This window comes from Xanthomonas sp. NCPPB 3570 (assembly GCF_056725115.1).
This window is the reverse complement of record NZ_CM161513.1, coordinates 2,640,710-2,659,231: the sequence shown is the minus strand read 5'-3', so window position 1 is coordinate 2,659,231 and position 18,522 is coordinate 2,640,710. Positions and strand designations below refer to the sequence as shown.

The window sequence follows — 18,522 nt, the reverse complement described above, 5'->3', positions numbered from 1 at the left end:
CGCGCTAGCACGAGATTCTGTCTACGAAACTGGACGAATGCGGTAATTCGCACAATTTCAGCCGTCCTCCTCGCCCATATCAGCCTGAACCCGATGGCTGCCATCGCGCAGCGTGACAAGCTGGGGGCGCAACGCAAGCGCGGGTTCAGCGCTGTCGCATCGGTTGAAGAAAAGGGGCGCGTCGCGCTGCATGGGACGCGGGTTACCGCGCGGTCGCGCGTTGGAGATCCATTGCGAACACAGGTAGAGAATGAACACACGTATCGTGATTGCCGCCGAACGCAGCATCGTGCTGGAGGGCATGGTCGCCCTGTTGAACAACACGTCGGGCATTGAAGTGGTCGGCCACGCGGTCGACGGATTGGAGTGCGTGCAACTGGTGACCCGACGGCAGCCGGACGTCGTGCTGATGGACGTGATGCTGCCGGGCCTCAACGGTATCGAGGCCACCCGCCGGCTGCTGCAGCGCAGCCCGCGTAGCAAGGCGATCTGCATCGCCGCCTCCGACGCCGCGGCCAACGTGCGCGCGGTCATCGATGCCGGTGCCAAGGGCTATCTGGCGCGCAACAGCACCTTCCACGAATTGCTGCGCGCGATCCAGCAGGTCGGCAACGACCAGCTGTACATCAGTCCGCAACTGTCGCAGTCGCTGGTCAGCGAGTACCGCTGTCCGCCCGGCGACGCGGTCTCGGCCTACACGCTGCTGACCTCGCGCGAACGCGAGATCGTGCAGTTGCTGTCCGAGGGGCTGTCGACCAAGGAGATCGCCGCGCGCCTGCACATCAGCGTCAAGACCATCGGCACCCATCGCGAGCACATCATGCTCAAGCTGGGCATGCAGAGCATCGCGCAATTGACGCGCTATGCGATCCGCGAAGGTCTGTCGCCGCTGGAAGGCGGCAGGGCCAGTGCGCGTCGTGCCGAGCGCGACCGCCAGGGGCCGGCCAGCCGTTGCGGGTGACGCGGCGAACGCCACGGCGGCGTAGCCGGCGATCGCGCCAGTTCCCGTCGGCCGTGCTGCGTGGCGGCGTGGTCAGTCCTGGCGTCGCGCGCGCATCAGCGCCGCGACCGCCTGCGCTCCGGCGTCGGCCTGGGTCGCCAGCGCCTCGCGCACCGCAGCCTGGTTCGCCGGCGGATGGTTCTGGCTGAGCTTGAACTTCAGCTCGACCCGCTCGACCTGGAAACGGAAACCGACGATGCCGCGCAACTGGCGCCGGTGCGCGTCGTTGTCCGGCTCGTAGCGCCAATCGCTGCCCAGCGCACGCTCGTGGCGTTCGCTCAGCCGCGCCACCACATCGGCCAGCAGTGCTTCGTCGTCGCTAGGGTGCAACTGCCCGTGCAGGTGCGCGGTGGCGTAGTTCCAGGTCGGCACCCGCGCCATCGCCTCCTTGTCCGGGTACCAGCTTGGCGAGACGTAGGCGTGCGGGCCGTGCACGATCAGCAAGGCCGGCCCGGCGTGCCGCGCCTGCGGGTTGGCGCGCGACCAATGGCCTTCGACCAGGATGCGTTCGCCGTCGCGCCGGTATAGCACCGGCAACGGCGTGGCGCAGGGCAGGCCGCCGGCGACGGTGACCAGGGTGGCGAACGGGTTGTCGGCGATCAGCGCATCAAGGGCGCCCAGGTCGCTTTCGGCGAAGGCGGGCGGAACGTGCATCGCCGGATCAGGCGCGCGCGCCCAGGGTCTGGGTCATGCGCCCGCGCAGGCCGGCATCGTCGTCGGCCTGCGGCGGCGACACCTCGCCCAGCGAGAAGCCGCGCGCCCGCGCATCGTCCTCGTCCAGGCCATCGAAGGCGACGAACTCGGCGTCGAACAGGGCCGCGCGGGCGGTGTCCTCGCTGTCGTAGCTGAGGGTGTTGCCGTCGCTGTCCAGCACCTCGGCGGTGCCGGCGGCGCGCACGCGCAGGCGCGCCCATACCAGCAGGCGGCCGAGGCTGGCCAGGTACCACTGATCGTGGGCGGGAGAATCTGAAGTCATGGAATCACCAGGGAAAGCAGCCAGAGCAGGGCGGCCATGCCCAGGCCGAAGAAGATGGTCATCAGCGATAGCCAGGCCGGCGTCGCCAGGCCGGACAGCCCGCGGTCGCCGAGCGGACGGTAGCGCCGCGCCAGCAGCCAGCCAAGCGCGACCGGCTTGAGGAAGGCGCCCGGCCCGAACGCCGCCACCAGCGGCGGATGGCGGTCGCGGATGTGCACCAGGGTCAGCGGCCAGAAGATCAGGAACGCGCTGGCGCCGGCGATCGCCACGCCGACGAAGCACAGCGCGAAGAACAGGATCATGGCGTGCGCTCCCCGGCTCGCCTCAAAACTCGGCGCTGCCCGGCGCGCGCGGGTAGGGGATGGCGTCGCGGATGTTGCTCAGCCCGCACACGTACACCACCAGGCGCTCGAAGCCCAGGCCGAAGCCGGCGTGCGGCACCGTGCCATAGCGGCGGAAGTCGCGGTACCAGCCGTAGTGCTGCGGATCCAGGCCGAACTGCAGCATGCGCGCGTCCAGCACGTCCAGGCGTTCCTCGCGCTGGCTGCCGCCGATGATCTCGCCGATGCCCGGGGCCAGCACGTCCATCGCCGCGACGGTCTTGCCGTCGTCGTTCAGGCGCATGTAGAAGGCCTTGATGTGCTCGGGGTAGTTGGTCACCACCACCGGGCGGCCGACGTGCTGCTCGGTCAGCCAGCGCTCGTGCTCGGTCTGCAGGTCCAGGCCCCATTCCACCGGGAACTCGAACTTCTGCCCGGACTTCTGCAGCAGGCTGATCGCGTCGCCGTACTCGATGCGCTCGAACGGCGAGTTGATGAAGGTCTCCAGCTTGCTGATCGCGGTCTTGTCCACGCGCTCGGCGATGAACGCCAGGTCGTCGGCGCGCTCCTCCAGCACCGCGCGGAACAGGTACTTGAGGAAGTCCTCGGCCACGCGCGCGTCTTCGGCCAGGTCGGCGAAGGCGATCTCCGGCTCGATCATCCAGAACTCGGCCAGGTGACGGGTGGTATGGCTGTTCTCGGCGCGGAAGGTCGGGCCGAAGGTGTAGACCTTGCTCAGCGCCAGGCAGTAGGCCTCGACGTTGAGCTGGCCGGACACGGTCAGGAAGGTCTCCTTTCCGAAGAAGTCGCGGCCGAAGTCGACCTGGCCCTGCGCGTCGCGCGGCAGGTTGGCTAGGTCCAGGGTGGAGACGCGGAACATCTGTCCGGCGCCTTCGGCGTCGGAGGTGGTGATGATCGGCGTGCTGATCCAGGAATAGCCGTTGCTGTGGAAATAGCGGTGCACCGCCTGCGCCAGGCAGTTGCGGATGCGCGTCACCGCGCCGAACAGGTTGGTGCGCGGGCGCAGGTGCGCGACCTCGCGCAGGAACTCCGGCGACATCGGCTTGGGCTGGATCGGATAGGTCAGCGGGTCTTCAACCCAGCCCACCACCTCGACTGCGCTGGCCTGGATCTCGTACGACTGGCCCTTGCCCTGCGACTTCACCAGCACGCCCTTGGCGATCAGCGAGCAGCTGCCGGTGAGCCGCTTGACCTCGTCGAAGTTGGGCAGGGCATCGGTCGCCACCACCTGGATCGGGGCGAAGCAGGAGCCGTCGGACACGTTGATGAAAGCCAGTCCGGCAGATCCGCGCAGCGTGCGCACCCATCCCCGCACCGTGACTTCACCGCCTTCCGGGATCTTCCCGGCCAGCGCATGTGCAACGCTCACCACCGTCATGACTTGAATCCTCGCCGCAGCGACTCGATATGGAAGGGGCAAGTGTACTGGCTGGAGCGCAGCGCTTGCGAGGCATGCGGCGATCGGCCGCCGTCCTTCCTATAATGTCCGTTCGCAGTCGCCGGAGTTCGTCATGGCCATCCGTCTCACCCCCGTCGCCCACGCCCGCGTGCAGCGCTTCGTCGCGCAGACGCCCGGGGCCCTGGGCTTGCGCTTCGGCGTCGAACGCACCGGTTGTTCCGGCTGGGGGCACGTCACCGACCTGGCACACGAGGCGCGTGCGGACGATGCGGTGTTCGAGCAGGACGGCGTGCGCATCTACGTCGATGCGACCAGCCTGCCGCTGGTCGACGGCACCGAGATCGACTTCGCCAAGCAGGGCCTGGGCGAGACCTTCGTGTTCCGCAACCCGAACGCCACCGCCGAGTGCGGCTGCGGCGAGAGCTTCACCACCGACGCCGCACACGCCGACGCGCCCTGAGCGTCACCGCTGCGGCTGCGTGGCCTCCTCGTGGAGGCGGCGGGGCAGGGCGGCCCGGTTTTTCGCACGCAACTGCCTGAGTTCCTCCATCACCCCGACGCCTATGCCCCGTGCTTCGCGCAGGAAGGCGGCGTCTGCGACTGCTGCGGCGAAACCCGCGCATGAGGCTACCAGGGGCCGTTCTACTGCGCTGGCGTCGCCCCGCAGTCTTTGTGTCCCGGGTGTATTGCGACGGTCGCGTGCCTGTTCCGTTGCCTGCAGTGCGGCCAGCATTGCCCGTATGTGGATATGGGGTGATCCAAGCCGTTGATTCGATTGATTTCGTCCGCTGCAGTGGCGTCCCTGTCCAGCGCCGGGAACGGCTGGCTTGTCGGTGACCGGGCATCTCGGTCATAATATGCGGCTTCCTGCCTTCCCGGCAGGAGTCCTTGCCCCACCGCCGTCACACCGCGGGGGGCTGTCCGGCCGCAAGGCCACATCCGAAAGGTACACACCATGAGTCGTCATTACGAAATCGTGTTCCTGGTCCACCCGGATCAGAGCGAGCAGGTCCCGGCCATGATCGAGCGCTACAAGTCGCTGGTCGAGAACGGCAAGGGCACCATCCACCGTCTGGAAGACTGGGGCCGCCGCCAGCTGGCGTACCCGATCCAGAATCTGGTGAAGGCCCACTACGTCATGCTGAACATCGAAGTGGACCAGGCCGTGCTGAGCGAGCTGGTCGAGAGCTTCCGCTTCAACGACGCGGTGCTGCGCCACCTGGTGATCAAGCGCGACGGCGCCGACACCGAGCAGTCGCTGATCATGAAGAGCAAGGACGAGAAGGCCGACAAGCCCGAGCGCGGTGAGCGCCGTCGTCGCGACGACGAAGAGGGCGATGCGCCCGCCGCCGCCACCGAAACCGACGGCGACGCCGCCGAAGCCGCCTAAGGAGCACGCTCATGTCCAAGTTCTTCCGTCGTCGCAAGTTCTGCAAGTTCACCGCCGAGGGCGTCAAGGAGATCGACTACAAGGATCTCAACACCCTGCGCCAGTACCTCACCGAGAACGGCAAGATCGTGCCGAGCCGCGTGACCGGCACCAAGTCCAAGTACCAGCGTCAGCTGGCCACGGCGGTCAAGCGCGCGCGTTTCCTGGCGCTGATCCCGTACACGGACAACCACGACGTTTAATTCCGGGCCCCCGGAGCGATACGGCCCGCACCCTCCGGTGCGGGCATTCAAGCGAAGTCTGGCGATTAGAAAAGTGCGGTGCCGTCGGGCGCAATCCCGACTCCCCAATCCCCAATCCCGGCTTCTCCTATTCGGACAGCACCCGTTGCGGCGGCCACGTGCCGACGCTAACGAATAACGGAGCAAGACCATGCAACTGATTCTTCTGCAGAAAGTGACCAACCTGGGCGGCCTCGGCGACAAGGTCGACGTCAAGCCGGGCTATGGCCGCAACTACCTGGTGCCGCAGGGCAAGGCCGTGCCGGCCACCGCCGCCAACATCGCCGAGTTCGAAGCCAAGCGCGCCGAGTACGAAGCCAAGGCCAAGTCGATCCACGATGACGCCGAAGCCCGCGCCGCCAAGCTGGAAGGCGCCAGCGTGACCGTCAAGGCCAACGCCTCCACCGAAGGCAAGCTGTACGGTTCGGTCGGCCCGCGCGACATCGCCGAGGCCTTCACCGCCGCCGGCATGCCGCTGGAGAAGGGCGAAGTGGTGCTGGGCGAAGGCGCGTTCCGCAACATCGGCGAGTACGAGGTGCTGGTGCGCCTGCACGCCGACGTGGAAACCACGGTCAAGGTCGTGGTCGAAGCCGACGCCTGATCCCTGCGTCATCGCTGTACCGACACGGGCACCGCAAGGTGCCCGTGTCGTTTTTGCCGACCTGCCCACCTTCGGTGCGCCACGCGGCCCTGGCGCGTGGGTCGCGGTCGCCCGCGTATGCGACCGCCGTCGCATCGGCGCCGGCCGCCCCAGTGCCGCGCAGGGGCCGCTATACTCAGCGACTCGTGTCCGATGTCGGCCCGGCGGTGTAGCCGCATCAATGGGTTGGACGCAGGACCTCACCTGGATCTTCACTAGCGGCAGCGCAGCTCGGAATGCCGGCGGCGTCTGCCATGGATTGCCCGCACCATGCGCCTGTCGACCATCAAGCTGTCCGGCTTCAAGTCCTTCGTCGATCCGACCACGCTGCACCTGCCGACCAACATGACCGGCATCGTCGGTCCGAACGGCTGCGGCAAGTCGAACATCATCGACGCGGTGCGCTGGGTGATGGGCGAAAGCTCGGCCAGCCGGTTGCGCGGCGATTCGCTGACGGACGTGATCTTCTCCGGTTCCTCGGCGCGCAAGCCGGTATCGCAGGCCACGGTGGAACTGATCTTCGACAACACTGACCACACCATCGCCGGCGAGTACGCCTCGTTCAACGAGATCTCGGTCAAGCGCCAGGTCAGCCGCGACGGCAGCAGCAGCTACTACCTCAACGGCACCAAGTGCCGGCGCCGCGACATCACCGACCTGTTCCTGGGCACCGGCCTGGGCCCGCGCAGCTACTCGATCATCGAGCAGGGCATGATCAGCCAGATCATCGAGGCGCGCCCGGAAGACCTGCGCGTGTACCTGGAGGAGGCCGCCGGCATCTCCAAGTACAAGGAGCGGCGCAAGGAGACCGAGACCCGCATCCGCCACACCCGCGAGAACCTGGAGCGCCTGGGCGATTTGCGCGAGGAGATCGGCAAGCAGCTCGAGCACCTCAAGCGCCAGGCGCGCCAGGCCGAGCAGTACCAGTCGCTGCAGGAAGAACGGCGGATCAAGGACGCGCAGTGGAAGGCGCTGGAATACCGCGGCCTGGACGGGCGCCTGCAGGGCCTGCGCGAGGCGCTGGGCCAGGAAGAGACGCGCCTGCAGCAGCTGATCGCCGAACAGCGCGATGCCGAAGCGCGCATCGAGACCGGCCGCGTGCGCCGCGAGGAGGCCGCCGAAGCGCTGAGCACCGCGCAGGCCGAGGTCTACAAGGTCGGCAGCACCCTGGCCCGGATCGAACAGCAGATCCAGCACCAGCGCGACCTGTCGCAGCGCTTGCACAAGGCGCGCGACGAGACGCAAACGGCGCTGGCCGAACTCGGCCAGCACATCGGCACCGACGAGGCCAAGCTGGCGCTGCTGCGCGAATCGGTGGACGTGGCCGGCCCGCAGTTGGAGCAGTTGCAGGAAGACAACGAATACAAGCAGGAAGCGCTGCGCGAGGCCGAGGCGCGCCTGGCCGACTGGCAGCAGCGCTGGGAATCGCATCAGCGCAACACCGCCGAAGCCTCGCGTGCCGGCGAAGTGGAGCGCACCCGCGTCGATTACCTGGACCGGCAGTCGCTGGAGGCCGAGCGCCGCCGCGAGGCGCTGCTGGCCGAGCGCGCCGGGCTGGACCTGGACGCGCTGGCCGAGGCCTTCGCGCAACTGGAACTGCAGCACGAGACCCAGCGCGCCGCGCTGGACGGCCTGACCGAGCAGGTCGAGGCGCGCAAGCAGGCGGTGGCGGCGCTGCAGGACCAGCAGCGCACCGCGCAGGCCGAACTGGCCGACGTGCGCAAGCAGGCGCAGGCCGCCCGCGGGCGGCTGTCGTCGCTGGAAACCCTGCAGCAGGCCGCACTCGGCCAGGAGCAGGGCGCGGCGGTGGCCTGGCTGCAGGCGCGCGGGCTGGATTCGGCGGCGCGCGTCGGCGAACGGCTCAACGTCGAGAGCGGCTGGGAGAACGCGGTCGAAGGCGCGCTCGGGCAGTTGATCGAAGGCGTGCTGGTGGAGGCGCCGGAACAACTGGTCGATGCGCTGGGCGAACTCGGCGAAGGCCGCATCGCCCTGGTCAGCGGCGAGGAGGCGGCCGAGACCTTCGCGCCGACCTCGCTGGCGGCCAAGGTGCAGGGTCCGATCGCGATCCGCCGGCTGTTGGCGCGGCTGCACGCGGCCGAGGATTTGAGCGCAGCGCGGGCGCTGCTGCCGCAACTGGGCGAGGGCGATTCCATCGTCACCCGCGACGGCGCGCGCCTGGGCCAAGGCTGGCTGCGCGTGGCGCGCTCCGGCGCGGCCAAGCAGGGCGCGCTGCTGCGCGAGCGCGAGATCCAGAGCCTGCGCGGCCAGATCGAGACGCTGCAGGAGCGCGAGGCCGACCTCGAGCACCGCCTCGGCGAGATGCGCGCGCAGTTGCTGGCCGGCGAGCAGCAGCGCGAGGACGCGCAGCGCCAGTTGTACCAGGCGCACCGCAGCGCCTCCGAACTGGCCGGACAGTTGCAGAGCCAGCAAGGCAAGGTCGACGCCGCGCGCACCCGCATCGAACGCATCGAGCTGGAGGTCGCGCAACTGCTGGAGACCCTGGACAGCAGCCGCGAGCAGGCGCGCGAGGCGCGTTCCAAGCTGGAAGACGCGGTCACCAGCATGGGCGACCTGGAGTCGGTGCGGCACGCGCTGGAAAGCGAGCGCCGCCAGCTCACCGAGGCGCGCGACCTGGCCCGCGATGCCGCGCGGCGGGTGCGCGAAGCCTCGCATGCGCTGGCCCTGACCCTGGAGTCGCAGCGCACCCAGATCGCCTCGCTGAGCCAGGCGCTGGAGCGCATGGGCAACCAGCGCGGGCAACTGGACGCGCGCCTGGGCGAACTCAGCGCGCAGTTGAACGAGGGCGATTCGCCGGTGCTGGCGCTGGAGGCCGAGCACCAGGCCGCGCTCAGCGAGCGCGTGCGTACCGACCGCGCCCTCGGCGAGGCGCGCGCGCTGCTGGACGGCATCGACAACGAACTGCGCGCGCTGGAGCAGACCCGCCAGCAGCGCGACGAGCAGGCGCTGGCGCAGCGCGAACGCATCGCTCAGCGCCGGCTCGACCAGCAGGCGCTGGTGCTCAGCGCCGAGCAGCTGTCGGCGGCGGTGGTCAAGGCCGGCTTCGTGCTCGAGGACGTGATCAACGGCCTGCCCGAGCACGCCGACCCGGCCGAGTGGGAGCAGGCGGTGCAGCAGATCGACGCGCGCATGCGCCGGCTGGAGCCGGTCAACCTCGCGGCGATCAGCGAGTACGGCGAGGCCGCGCAGCGCGCCGAGTACCTGGAAGCGCAGGACGTCGACCTGAACACCGCGCTGGAGACCCTGGAAGACGCCATCCGCAAGATCGACCGCGAGACCCGCGGCCGCTTCAAGGACACCTTCGACCGGGTCAACTCCGGCGTGCAGGCGCTGTATCCGCGCCTGTTCGGCGGCGGCCACGCCTACCTGGAGCTGACCGGCGAGGACCTACTGGACACCGGCGTGGCGATCATGGCGCGGCCACCGGGCAAGCGCGTGTCGAGCATCTCGTTGCTGTCCGGCGGCGAGAAGGCGATGACCGCGGTGGCGCTGGTGTTCGCGATCTTCCAGCTCAACCCGGCGCCGTTCTGCCTGCTCGACGAGGTGGACGCGCCGCTGGACGAGGCCAACGTCGGCCGCTTGGCGGCGATGGTCAAGGAAATGAGCGAGAAAGTGCAGTTCCTGTTCGTCAGCCACAACAAGGCGACGATGGAGGCGGCGCACCAGCTCAGCGGCGTCACCATGCGCGAACCGGGCGTCAGCCGCCTGGTCAGCGTGGACCTCGAGGAGGCCGCGCGTTTGGCGGGCGCGGCCTGACGTGACATGCTAAAGGGCGTGATGCGCGTCGAGGCGCTGTCGCTGTAGGGACAGACGTCGTGTGCAAGCAGCTACGTTCCCCCTGTGTACCCTTGCCGGAGTAACCCCTGAATGTCCGACATGGCAATGCTACGCATCGGCATCCTCGCCGCCGGCTTGCTGTTGATTGCGGCGATCTTCCTGTTCGGCCGCCCCAAGAAACCGAGCCAGGGCCGGCGCGTGGAGCCGGCCGATCCGGCCGCGCCGCGCCGCGAACCCTCGCTGGGCGACGCCGCCCCGGCGGTCGGCGATGACGCGCTGGCCGCCGATGGTGCTGACGGCGACGCGCGCCAGCCCGACCTGGGCCTGCCCGCCGCGGAGGCGCCGGGCGCCGAACTCGGCAAGCGCCCGAGCCAGGATTTCGACAAGATCGTCTCGCTGTACGTCGCCGCCCGCGCCGGGCAGGTGCTGCGCGGCGAGGACATCGTGGTGGCCGCGGAGAAGACCGGCCTGACCTTCGGCCACATGAACGTGTTCCACCGCCTGGTCGAGGGGCATCCCGAGCGCGGCCCGATCTTCAGCATGGCCAGCATCATGAAGCCGGGCAGCTTCGACATGGCGCACATCCGCGAGATGGAGACCCCGGCGATCGCCTTCTTCCTGACCCTGCCGGCGCCGATGACCGCGCTCGACGCCTGGGAGAAGATGCTGCCGACCGTGCAGCGCATGGGCGAACTGCTCGACGGCGTGGTCCTGGACGACAGCCGCAACGCCCTGGGCCGCCAGCGCATCGCCCACATCCGCGACGACCTGCGCGCCTACGACCGCCAGCACCAGGCGCCGCCGTTGACGAAGGCGCCGCGTTGGTAAGCGCCGCGCCAGCGGCGCGGGGATTGGGGAGTCGGGATTGGGGATTCGTAAGAGCGATTTCCCTAGTGCTGACCGCGATGCGAGCTTTTCCCTTCTCCCCTCGGGAGAAGGTGCCCCGAAGGGGCGGATGAGGGTACGACCGCCGCCGAGGCCAGAAGCCCTGGCATTGGCTCTCGTGCGCCACGCCCGGAGCTAGCGAATTGTGCATCGTGAATGGGATGCACCAAGGCAAAACCAGCCACGCCTCACCAACGCCGCAGCCCCGCTTTTACGAATCCCCAATCCCGAATCCCCAATCCCAGGCGCGCTATTTGCGCGCCTTCCCAAACGCCTCCCGAAACCGCAGCATCTCCGCTTCGGTGCCCACGGTCACGCGCACCAGCTTCGGCCAGATCGGCCAGCTGCGGCCGACGATCACGCCTTGCTTGGCCATCGCCGCGGCGAAGGCGGCGCCGTCGCGCTTGACGTCGACCATGAAGCAGTTGGCCTGCGACGGCAGGCACTTGTAGCCCTTGCTCTGCAGCCAGGCGATGGTGGCGTCGCGAATGCGCGCGTTCTCGGCGCGGCGGGTCGGCACCAGTTGCAGGTCCTGCAGGCTGGCGATGCCGGCGGCAAGCGCAGGCACCGACACCGGATTCTGGCCGAACGCGGCCAGCTTGGTCTGCAGCCCCGGCGCGGCCACCGCCAGGCCCAGGCGTAGCCCGGCCATGCCGTACAGCTTGGAGAAGGTGCGCAGCACCAGCAGGTCCTGGCGCTGGCCGATCAGGTCGATCACCGACGGCTCCTCGCTGTAGTGCAGGTAGGCCTCGTCGACCAGCAGCACGCTGGAGGCGGGCTTGTTGGCCAGCAGCCATTCGATGTCGGCGCGCTTGGTGATCGAACCGGTCGGGTTGTTCGGATTGCACAGGTAGATCAGGCCGGCATTCGGATCGACGCTGGCCATGGCCTTGACGTCGTGCGCGCCGTCGGCGCGCAGCGGTACCCGCCGCACCGGCGCGCCGTGCGCGGCGGCCACGTCGGCGACCGCCTCGAAGGTCGGATCGGCCACCACCACGCCGGCGCGCGGCGTGGTGAAGGCGCGCGCGGCGCGCGCCAGCGGCTCGCTGGAGCCGGGATACACCGCCACGTGGTCGGCCGGCAGGCGCTGCTGGCCGACGAAGGCGGCGATCAGTTCGTCCGACAGCTCGAACAGGTAGCGTCCGCTGCGCGGCAGGATCGCCTGTGCGGCTGCCAACGCGGCGGGCGAGGGGCCCAGGGGGCATTCGTTGAAATTGAGGTAGACCGTGCCGGCGGCCGGCGCCACGCCGGGTGTCGCGGCTACGGCGGCCGCTGCCTTGCGTCGCGCCGCCTCGGCAACAGGGGCCAGGCCGACGGCGCCGAGCGCCAGACCGGAAGTGGCCAGGGACAGGAAGGAACGGCGCGAGACCGGTAGCGACACGTGGCTCTCCAGAGCGGGCGGGGGAGGTCACGTTAACGGGGTGTTAATGGTGGGGCAAGGGAATGAGGGGCCGGGATTCGGGATTTGGGATTTCGGGATGGGCTTGAGGCTGGGATTCGGGATTCGGGATTCGGGATTGGGGATTGGCAAAAGCCGGGGTGGTGGCGTCGATGGCGCTGCGCGCCCCGTACCCTCACCCCAACCCCTCTCCCGGTGGGAGAGGGGCTTCGGCCTCTCCCTTCTCCCCTCGGGACCATGGCCCCCTTCTTGGGGGAAGGTGCCCCGCAGGGGCGGATGAGGGTCCGACCGCCGCCGACACCAGAAGTCTGAGCGCGGGCTCTTGCGAATCCCCAATCCCAATCCCCAATCCCGGGCGTCAAGCGAATCCCCAATCCCAAATCCCCAATCCCGGCCGTCCGGCCGCCAAGCCGACTCCCCGATCCCCGCCTTCCAGCTACTATCGCCCCCTCTCCGTTACCCGCCTTTTCGCTGCGCATGACCGTCACTCCCGATCCCCAGCAGCGTGTCGCCGACTTGCGTCAGCGCATCGACGACGCCAACCATCGCTACTACGTGCTCGACGACGCGTCGATTCCCGATGCCGAGTACGACGCGCTGATGCGCGAGTTGGAGGCGCTGGAAGCCACGCACCCGGAGCTGGCCAGCGCGGATTCGCCGACGCGCAAGGTCGGTGCGCGGCCGGACGGCGGCTTTCCCGAGGTGCGCCACGCCATCCCGATGCTCTCGCTGGCCAATGCCTTCGAAACCCCGGGCTTGGCCGAGGACGCCGACGACCGCACGCGCTTCGCCGAAGTCGCCGACTTCGAGCGCCGCATCGAACGCGAACTCGAACTTGCCGCGCCCGTGTTCTCGGTGGAGCCGAAGCTCGATGGCCTGGCGATCAGCTTGCGCTACGAGGACGGCGTGTTCGTGCAGGGCGCTACCCGCGGCGACGGCAGCACCGGCGAGGACGTCACCACCAACCTGCGCCAGGTGCGTTCGGTGCCGCTGAAGCTGCGCGACCTCGGCGTGCCGCCGCCGGCGGTGCTGGAAGTGCGCGGCGAGATCTACATGCCGCGCGCCGCCTTTGCCGCCTGGAACGCGCAGGCGCTGGAGCGCAACGAGAAGCTGCTGGCCAATCCGCGCAACGGCGCCGCCGGCTCGCTGCGCCAGCTCGATCCGGCGGTCACCCGGCGCCGGCCGCTGGCGTTCTTCGCCTACTCGGTGGGCGAGGTGCGTGGCCTGGAACTGCCCGAAACCCACTCGCAGACCCTGCAACTGCTGCGCGACTACGGCTTCCCCGTCGCCCCGGAGGCGGACACCGCCACCGGCTTCGATGGCCTGATCGCCTATTTCCGCCGCATCGGCGCCGCCCGCGACACCTTGCCGTACGACATCGACGGCGTGGTCTACAAGCTCGACGACTACGACCAGCAACAGGCGATGGGTTTCGTCTCGCGCGCGCCGCGCTGGGCGCTGGCGCACAAGTTCCCGGCGCAGGAACAATCCACCGTGCTGCGGGCGATCGAGGTGCAGATCGGCCGCACCGGTGCGGTCACCCCGGTGGCGCGGCTGGAGCCGGTGCAGGTCGCCGGGGTCACCGTCACCAATGCCACCTTGCACAACGCCGACCAGATCGCGCGGCTGGATGTCCGCGAGGGCGACACGGTGATCGTGCGCCGTGCCGGCGACGTGATCCCGGAAGTGGTGCGGGTGATCGAGGAACGGCGTCCGCCGGGCACCGCGCCGTGGACGATGCCGGCGACCTGCCCGGTGTGTGGCTCCGAGCTGGTCAAGGAAGAGGACGCAGTGGCCTGGCGCTGCAGCGGCGGCCTGGCCTGTGCGGCGCAGCGCAAGGAGGCCGTGCGGCACTTCGCCTCGCGCCGCGCCATGGACATCGAAGGCCTGGGCGAGCGCCAGGCCGATGCCCTGGTCGAGTTCGGCTTCGTGCAGTCGCTCGCCGACCTGTACGCCTTGAGCGTGGAGGATCTGGTGCGGATGAAGACCGCGCTGGACACGGTCACCGCCGCCGACCTGCTGCAGGCGCTGGAGGACAGCAAGGGCGCGTTGGCGCTGGATGCGGCCGGCCGCGCCGCACTCGAGGACGCGGCCATGCCGTGGCGGCGCGCCGACTTCCTGCGCGCGCATCTCACGGTGGACCTGGGCGGCAAGCTGGCGAGCAAGTGGGCGGAAAACCTGGTCGCCGGCATCGACGCCAGCCGCGCCACCACGTTGCCGCGCTTCCTGTTCGCGCTGGGCATTCCGCACCTGGGCGAGACCACGGCCAAGGCACTGGCGTATTGGCTGGGGTCGCTGGCGTTCGTGCGCAGCACCCCGGCGGTGCTGCTGCAGGCCTTGCCGGACATCGGCGGCGAGGTGGCGCGCTCGATCGCCACGTTCTTCGAGCAGCCCGGCAATGCCGCGGTGGTCGATGCGCTGATCGCCGCCGGCATTCGCTTTTCCGACGAGGGCACGCCGCCGGCGGAATTGCGCGAGCGCCTGGACCTGGCGCATCTGCTCGGCACGCTGCCGGTGGACAAGCTCGGCGGCAAGAGCGCGCAGCGTCTGGCCGCCACCTACGGCACGTTGCACGCGTTGCTGGGCGCCAACGAAAGCGGCTGGACCGGCGCCGGACTGTCCACGGCCGGCGCTGCCAACCTGGCCGCGTACCTGGCCGATCCGGTGCAGAAGCAGGCGCTGTTGGGGGCCGAGGCGGCAATGCAACGCCTGCTCGATGCCGCCCCGGCGCAGACGCAGCGCCGCGCCGGCCCGCTGGACGGGCAGACCGTGGTGCTGACCGGCACGCTGACCGCACTGACCCGCGACGAGGCCAAGGCGCAACTGGAGGCGCTGGGTGCCAAGGTGGCCGGCAGCGTGTCGAAGAAGACCGCGTTCGTGGTCGCCGGCGAGGCCGCCGGTTCCAAGCTCGACAAGGCGCAGGAACTGGGCGTGGCGGTGTGGGACGAGGCGCAGTTGCTGGCGTTCCTGCAAGCGCAGGAGCAGGGCGCATGAGTGCGCCCGGCACGCTGCAGGACGAGCTGCGCTGGCGCACTGCCGGCGTGGCCGATGAGCCAGTCTTGCTGGCGATGCTGCAGGCGTTCTACGCCGAGGACGGCATCGCGTTCGACGCCGAGCGGGTGACGCGTGGCCTGCGGGCGCTGCTGGCGCAGCCGGCGCTGGGCGAGGCGCTGCTGTGGCTGGCGCCGGACGACGCGGTCGTCGGCTATGCGCTGGTCACCGCGTGCTTCAGCGTCGAACTGGGTGGGCGCTATCTGCTGCTCGACGAGCTGTACCTGGGTCCGGCCGCGCGCGGCCGCGGCTGGGGACGGCGCGCGGTGGCGCTGGTCGAGGCGCGCGCCCGCGCGCTGGGCGTGGATGTGCTGCGGATGGAGGTCAACCACCACAACGCCGCCGCCAAGCGCCTGTACCTGGGCCTGGGCTACCGCGACGACGCGCGCGACCAACTGAGCCGCCGGCTCGACACGGCGCCCTGATGGACCTGCTGTCCGTCCTGCAATTGCGTGCCCGGCTCAATGCCGCCATCCGCGGCTTCTTCGCCGCGCGCGGCGTGTTGGAAGTGGAAACCCCGATGCTGTCGGCGGCCGGCAACACCGAGCCGAACATTGACAGCTTCCAGACCCGCTTCAGCGGCCATGTCGACGCCGGTCCGGCGCTGCGCTGGCTGCGCACCTCGCCGGAGTATCCGCTGAAGCGGCTGCTCGCCGCGGGCATCGGCGACTGCTACGAACTGGGGCGGGTGTTCCGCAACGGCGAGGCCGGCGGCCGCCACAATCCCGAGTTCACCATGCTCGAGTGGTACCGGGTCGGCTGGGATCACCGGCAGTTGATCGAGGAGACCGTGGAGCTGGTGCGCACGGCGTTGGCGCTGGTCGGGCGCAGCGCCACGCTGCAGGTGCTCAGCTATCGCGACCTGTTCCTGCAGGGGCTGGACCTGGATCCATTCACAGCGCCGTTGGAGGCGCTGCAGCAGCCCTTGCGCGATATCCGCATTGATGCCGACGGTCTGGGACGCGACGACTGGCTGGACCTGCTGATGACCCACCGCCTGCAGCCGGCGTTCCCCGCCGACCGCCTGACCGTGGTCCACGACTGGCCGGCCAGCCAGTGCGCACTGGCGCGCGTGCGCGACGGCGACCCGCCGGTGGCCGAGCGTTTCGAGCTGTACCTGGGCAGCTATGAACTGGCCAACGGCTACCACGAGCTCAACGATGCCGCCGAGCAGCGCCGGCGTTTCCTGCGCGACCACGCGCTGCGCAAGGCGCGCGGCGCGGTGCTGCCGCCGCTGGACGAGCGCCTGCTGCAGGCGTTGCCGGCCTTGCCCGATTGCGCCGGCGTGGCGGTGGGCGTGGACCGGCTGCTGATGGCGATGCGCGGCACCGCGCAGATCGGCGACGTGCTCGCCTACGATTTCGCGCATGCCTGAACCGGCCGTCACGTGTTTTCGCGGCGTCTTGTTGCGTTGTCCACACCGATGATGGTTTGATCGGGCACGGCATGCGCACGCCGCGCGCCAGCAGGTCTTCGTTGTTCAGGTTCTAGGCATAGGGGCAGAGCCAAGCATGAAGTGGGCGTACGGGCTCGGTGGCTGGTGTTGGCTGGGGTTGGCGGCAAGCGTGTGGCCGATGCCGTCGCCGGCGCAGGACACCGATGCCTACGATGCCGCTGTGGTGCGCTGCGAGTCGCGCGACATGACCTGGGTGCACTGTCCGATGTCCACCGACCAGGGCGTGCAATTGGTGCGGCAACTCTCAGACAACGACTGCATCCGTGGCAGCGAGTGGGGGTCTGACGCCACCGGCGTGTGGGTCACCCTCGGCTGTCGCGCCGAATTCCGTCCCAATCCGGTGGAAGCGCCGCGCAGCGCGATGCGCCGCGTGTTGCGCTGCGAGTCCGATGGTCGCCTCGAGAGTTGCCCGGTGATGCTGCGCGGGGCGCCGGTGCGGTTGATGCGGCAGTTGTCGTCGGTGCCGTGCCGCGAGGAGCGCAGCTGGGGCGTGCGCCGCAACGAGATCTGGGTCGCGCGCGGTTGCCGCGGCGAGTTCGAGATCGGCGCCGCCGACGGCTCCGGGTTTCCCGCCGGCTCGCGGCCGGTGTTGTGCGAATCCAAGGGCAAGGCGCGGCGCCGCTGTGGCGTCAGTGTCCAGGACCATGTGCAACTGCGCCGGCAGTTGTCCGGCGCGCCTTGCGTGCAGAACGACAGCTGGGGCTGGGACCGCGACGGCATCTGGGTCGACAAGGGATGTCGCGCCGAGTTCAGCGTCAACTGAGCGCAGTGCCGAAGCGCCGCGGCGTCCTCAATCCGCAATCGCCGGCGTTTACAATGGGGCGATGAACGCCGCCCTCGATATCGATTACGCCCGCTACGACCATATCCGCCCGATCCTGTGGACCGGCGATGCGCTGGAACTGCTGGACCAGCGCAAGCTGCCGTTCGCGGTGGAACACGTGCGCTGCAGCGACAGCGACCAGGTCGCCGCGGCGATCCACGCCCTGGCCGTGCGCGGCGCGCCCGCGATCGGCATCGCCGCCGGCTGGGGCACCGTGCTGGCCGCACGCGAGGTGCAGGCCGAGACCGGCGCCGAAGCGCTGCTGAAGCTGGAGCCGGCCTTGCAGCGGCTCAATGCCGCGCGGCCGACCGCGGTCAACCTGGCCTGGGCGCTGGCGCGCATGCGTACCGCACTGGGTGCGGCCGGCAGCGACTGGCAGGCCGTGCTGGAGCGCGAGGCGCAGGCGATCGCCGAAGAGGATCTGGCCGCCAACCGGCACATGGGCGCGCTCGGCGCCGGCCTGATCGCGCCCGGCAGCGGCGTGCTGACCCATTGCAACACCGGCTCGCTGGCCACCGCCGGCTTCGGCACCGCGTTGGGCGTGATCCGCGCCGGCGTCGCCCAGCAGCGCATCGCCAAGGTGTTCGCTGGCGAGACCCGGCCCTGGCTGCAGGGCGCGCGGCTCACCGTGTGGGAACTGCAGCAGGATGGCATCGATGCCACCCTGATCGCCGATTCGGCCGCCTCACACCTGATGAAGACCGGCGCGGTGCAGTGGGTGATCGTCGGCGCCGACCGCATCTGCGCCAACGGCGACACCGCCAACAAGATCGGCACCTACCAGCTGGCGATCGCCGCGCGCCACCACGGCGTCAGGTTCATGGTGGTGGCGCCGTCGTCCACGGTGGACATGGACACCGCCGACGGCGCGCAGATCGAGATCGAGCAGCGCGATCCGGGCGAGCTGTTCGGCGTCGGCGGCACCCGCACCGTGGCCGACGGCATCGCCGCCTGGAATCCGGTGTTCGACGTGACCCCGGCGGACCTGATCGACGCCATCGTCACCGAGCGCGGGGTCATCGAGCGCCCGGACCTGCCGCGCATGCGCGCCGCCTTCGGCGGCTGAGCCGGGGCACTGCGGCGGCG

18 protein-coding genes are annotated in these 18,522 nt (G+C 69.7%); 12 read left to right on the top strand and 6 right to left on the bottom strand.

Annotated elements, in window-relative coordinates; all coding sequences use genetic code 11:
* Positions 1 to 57: 57 nt before the first annotated feature.
* Positions 58 to 258, bottom strand: a complete 201-nt coding sequence (locus AC1PLR_RS11600) for a hypothetical protein (RefSeq protein ID WP_481101081.1) — start codon at positions 256 to 258, stop codon at positions 58 to 60.
* Between AC1PLR_RS11600 and AC1PLR_RS11595 the strand changes: the two genes are divergently transcribed.
* Complete coding sequence (locus AC1PLR_RS11595; protein WP_010342523.1) at positions 251 to 961, top strand: response regulator; 711 nt, start codon at positions 251 to 253, stop codon at positions 959 to 961. The genes AC1PLR_RS11600 and AC1PLR_RS11595 overlap by 8 nt on opposite strands.
* A gap of 72 nt (positions 962 to 1,033) precedes the next feature.
* Here AC1PLR_RS11595 and AC1PLR_RS11590 read toward each other — a convergent pair whose 3' ends face one another.
* Genes AC1PLR_RS11590 through asnS form a run of 4 tightly spaced genes read right to left on the bottom strand, consistent with a single transcriptional unit; the run spans position 1,034 to position 3,695 of the window.
* On the bottom strand, positions 1,034 to 1,654 hold the full coding sequence (locus AC1PLR_RS11590; RefSeq protein WP_481101080.1) for an FMN-binding negative transcriptional regulator: 621 nt from the start codon (positions 1,652 to 1,654) through the stop codon (positions 1,034 to 1,036).
* A gap of 7 nt (positions 1,655 to 1,661) precedes the next feature.
* On the bottom strand, positions 1,662 to 1,976 hold the full coding sequence (locus tag AC1PLR_RS11585) for a hypothetical protein (protein ID WP_010342525.1): 315 nt from the start codon (positions 1,974 to 1,976) through the stop codon (positions 1,662 to 1,664).
* Positions 1,973 to 2,278, bottom strand: a complete 306-nt coding sequence (locus AC1PLR_RS11580) for a hypothetical protein (protein WP_017907180.1) — start codon at positions 2,276 to 2,278, stop codon at positions 1,973 to 1,975. The genes AC1PLR_RS11585 and AC1PLR_RS11580 overlap by 4 nt, the downstream gene beginning before the upstream one ends.
* A 22-nt stretch (positions 2,279 to 2,300) precedes the next feature.
* Positions 2,301 to 3,695: an asparagine--tRNA ligase gene (gene asnS, locus AC1PLR_RS11575; protein WP_481101079.1), complete on the bottom strand. Its 1,395-nt coding sequence runs from the start codon at positions 3,693 to 3,695 to the stop codon at positions 2,301 to 2,303.
* Positions 3,696 to 3,828: 133 nt separating this feature from the next.
* Here asnS and AC1PLR_RS11570 point away from each other — a divergent pair, with 133 nt between their 5' ends.
* The 6 genes from AC1PLR_RS11570 (at position 3,829) to zipA (ending at position 10,650) form a co-directional block, all read left to right on the top strand.
* Positions 3,829 to 4,176 carry a HesB/IscA family protein gene (locus AC1PLR_RS11570; protein WP_481101078.1) on the top strand — a complete coding sequence of 116 codons (348 nt, stop codon included), beginning with the start codon at positions 3,829 to 3,831 and terminating at the stop codon, positions 4,174 to 4,176.
* A gap of 495 nt (positions 4,177 to 4,671) precedes the next feature.
* The gene (rpsF, locus tag AC1PLR_RS11565; RefSeq protein WP_010342529.1) at positions 4,672 to 5,106 is read left to right on the top strand and encodes a 30S ribosomal protein S6; all 435 of its coding nucleotides are present in this window, start codon (positions 4,672 to 4,674) and stop codon (positions 5,104 to 5,106) included.
* An 11-nt stretch (positions 5,107 to 5,117) separates the two neighbouring features.
* Positions 5,118 to 5,348 (top strand): 30S ribosomal protein S18, encoded by a 231-nt coding sequence (gene rpsR, locus AC1PLR_RS11560; RefSeq protein ID WP_002804494.1) that lies wholly within the window; start codon positions 5,118 to 5,120, stop codon positions 5,346 to 5,348.
* A gap of 190 nt (positions 5,349 to 5,538) precedes the next feature.
* Complete coding sequence (rplI, locus tag AC1PLR_RS11555) at positions 5,539 to 5,988, top strand: 50S ribosomal protein L9 (protein WP_010342531.1); 450 nt, start codon at positions 5,539 to 5,541, stop codon at positions 5,986 to 5,988.
* A gap of 309 nt (positions 5,989 to 6,297) precedes the next feature.
* Positions 6,298 to 9,801, top strand: coding sequence for a chromosome segregation protein SMC (gene smc, locus AC1PLR_RS11550; RefSeq protein ID WP_481101077.1), 3,504 nt, complete (start codon positions 6,298 to 6,300; stop codon positions 9,799 to 9,801).
* 111 nt (positions 9,802 to 9,912) lie between these two features.
* Positions 9,913 to 10,650, top strand: a complete 738-nt coding sequence (gene zipA / locus AC1PLR_RS11545; protein ID WP_481101076.1) for a cell division protein ZipA — start codon at positions 9,913 to 9,915, stop codon at positions 10,648 to 10,650.
* A 307-nt stretch (positions 10,651 to 10,957) separates the two neighbouring features.
* On the opposite strand, the gene AC1PLR_RS11540 is transcribed toward zipA, so the two are convergent.
* On the bottom strand, positions 10,958 to 12,088 hold the full coding sequence (locus AC1PLR_RS11540) for a pyridoxal phosphate-dependent aminotransferase (protein ID WP_481101075.1): 1,131 nt from the start codon (positions 12,086 to 12,088) through the stop codon (positions 10,958 to 10,960).
* A 495-nt stretch (positions 12,089 to 12,583) separates the two neighbouring features.
* Here AC1PLR_RS11540 and ligA point away from each other — a divergent pair, with 495 nt between their 5' ends.
* The 5 genes from ligA to mtnA all read left to right on the top strand — a co-directional run bounded on the left by ligA (position 12,584) and on the right by mtnA (position 18,502).
* On the top strand, positions 12,584 to 15,100 hold the full coding sequence (ligA, locus tag AC1PLR_RS11535) for an NAD-dependent DNA ligase LigA (RefSeq protein WP_481101074.1): 2,517 nt from the start codon (positions 12,584 to 12,586) through the stop codon (positions 15,098 to 15,100).
* The gene (locus AC1PLR_RS11530; protein ID WP_481101073.1) at positions 15,097 to 15,582 is read left to right on the top strand and encodes an N-acetyltransferase family protein; all 486 of its coding nucleotides are present in this window, start codon (positions 15,097 to 15,099) and stop codon (positions 15,580 to 15,582) included. Before ligA ends, AC1PLR_RS11530 begins: the two co-directional genes overlap by 4 nt.
* Positions 15,582 to 16,532 (top strand): EF-P lysine aminoacylase EpmA, encoded by a 951-nt coding sequence (gene epmA / locus AC1PLR_RS11525; RefSeq protein WP_481101072.1) that lies wholly within the window; start codon positions 15,582 to 15,584, stop codon positions 16,530 to 16,532. Before AC1PLR_RS11530 ends, epmA begins: the two co-directional genes overlap by 1 nt.
* A gap of 136 nt (positions 16,533 to 16,668) precedes the next feature.
* Positions 16,669 to 17,376 (top strand): DUF3011 domain-containing protein, encoded by a 708-nt coding sequence (locus AC1PLR_RS11520; RefSeq protein WP_481101071.1) that lies wholly within the window; start codon positions 16,669 to 16,671, stop codon positions 17,374 to 17,376.
* Positions 17,377 to 17,437: 61 nt separating this feature from the next.
* Positions 17,438 to 18,502 carry an S-methyl-5-thioribose-1-phosphate isomerase gene (gene mtnA, locus AC1PLR_RS11515; protein ID WP_481101070.1) on the top strand — a complete coding sequence of 355 codons (1,065 nt, stop codon included), beginning with the start codon at positions 17,438 to 17,440 and terminating at the stop codon, positions 18,500 to 18,502.
* The last annotated feature ends 20 nt before the right edge of the window (positions 18,503 to 18,522 follow it).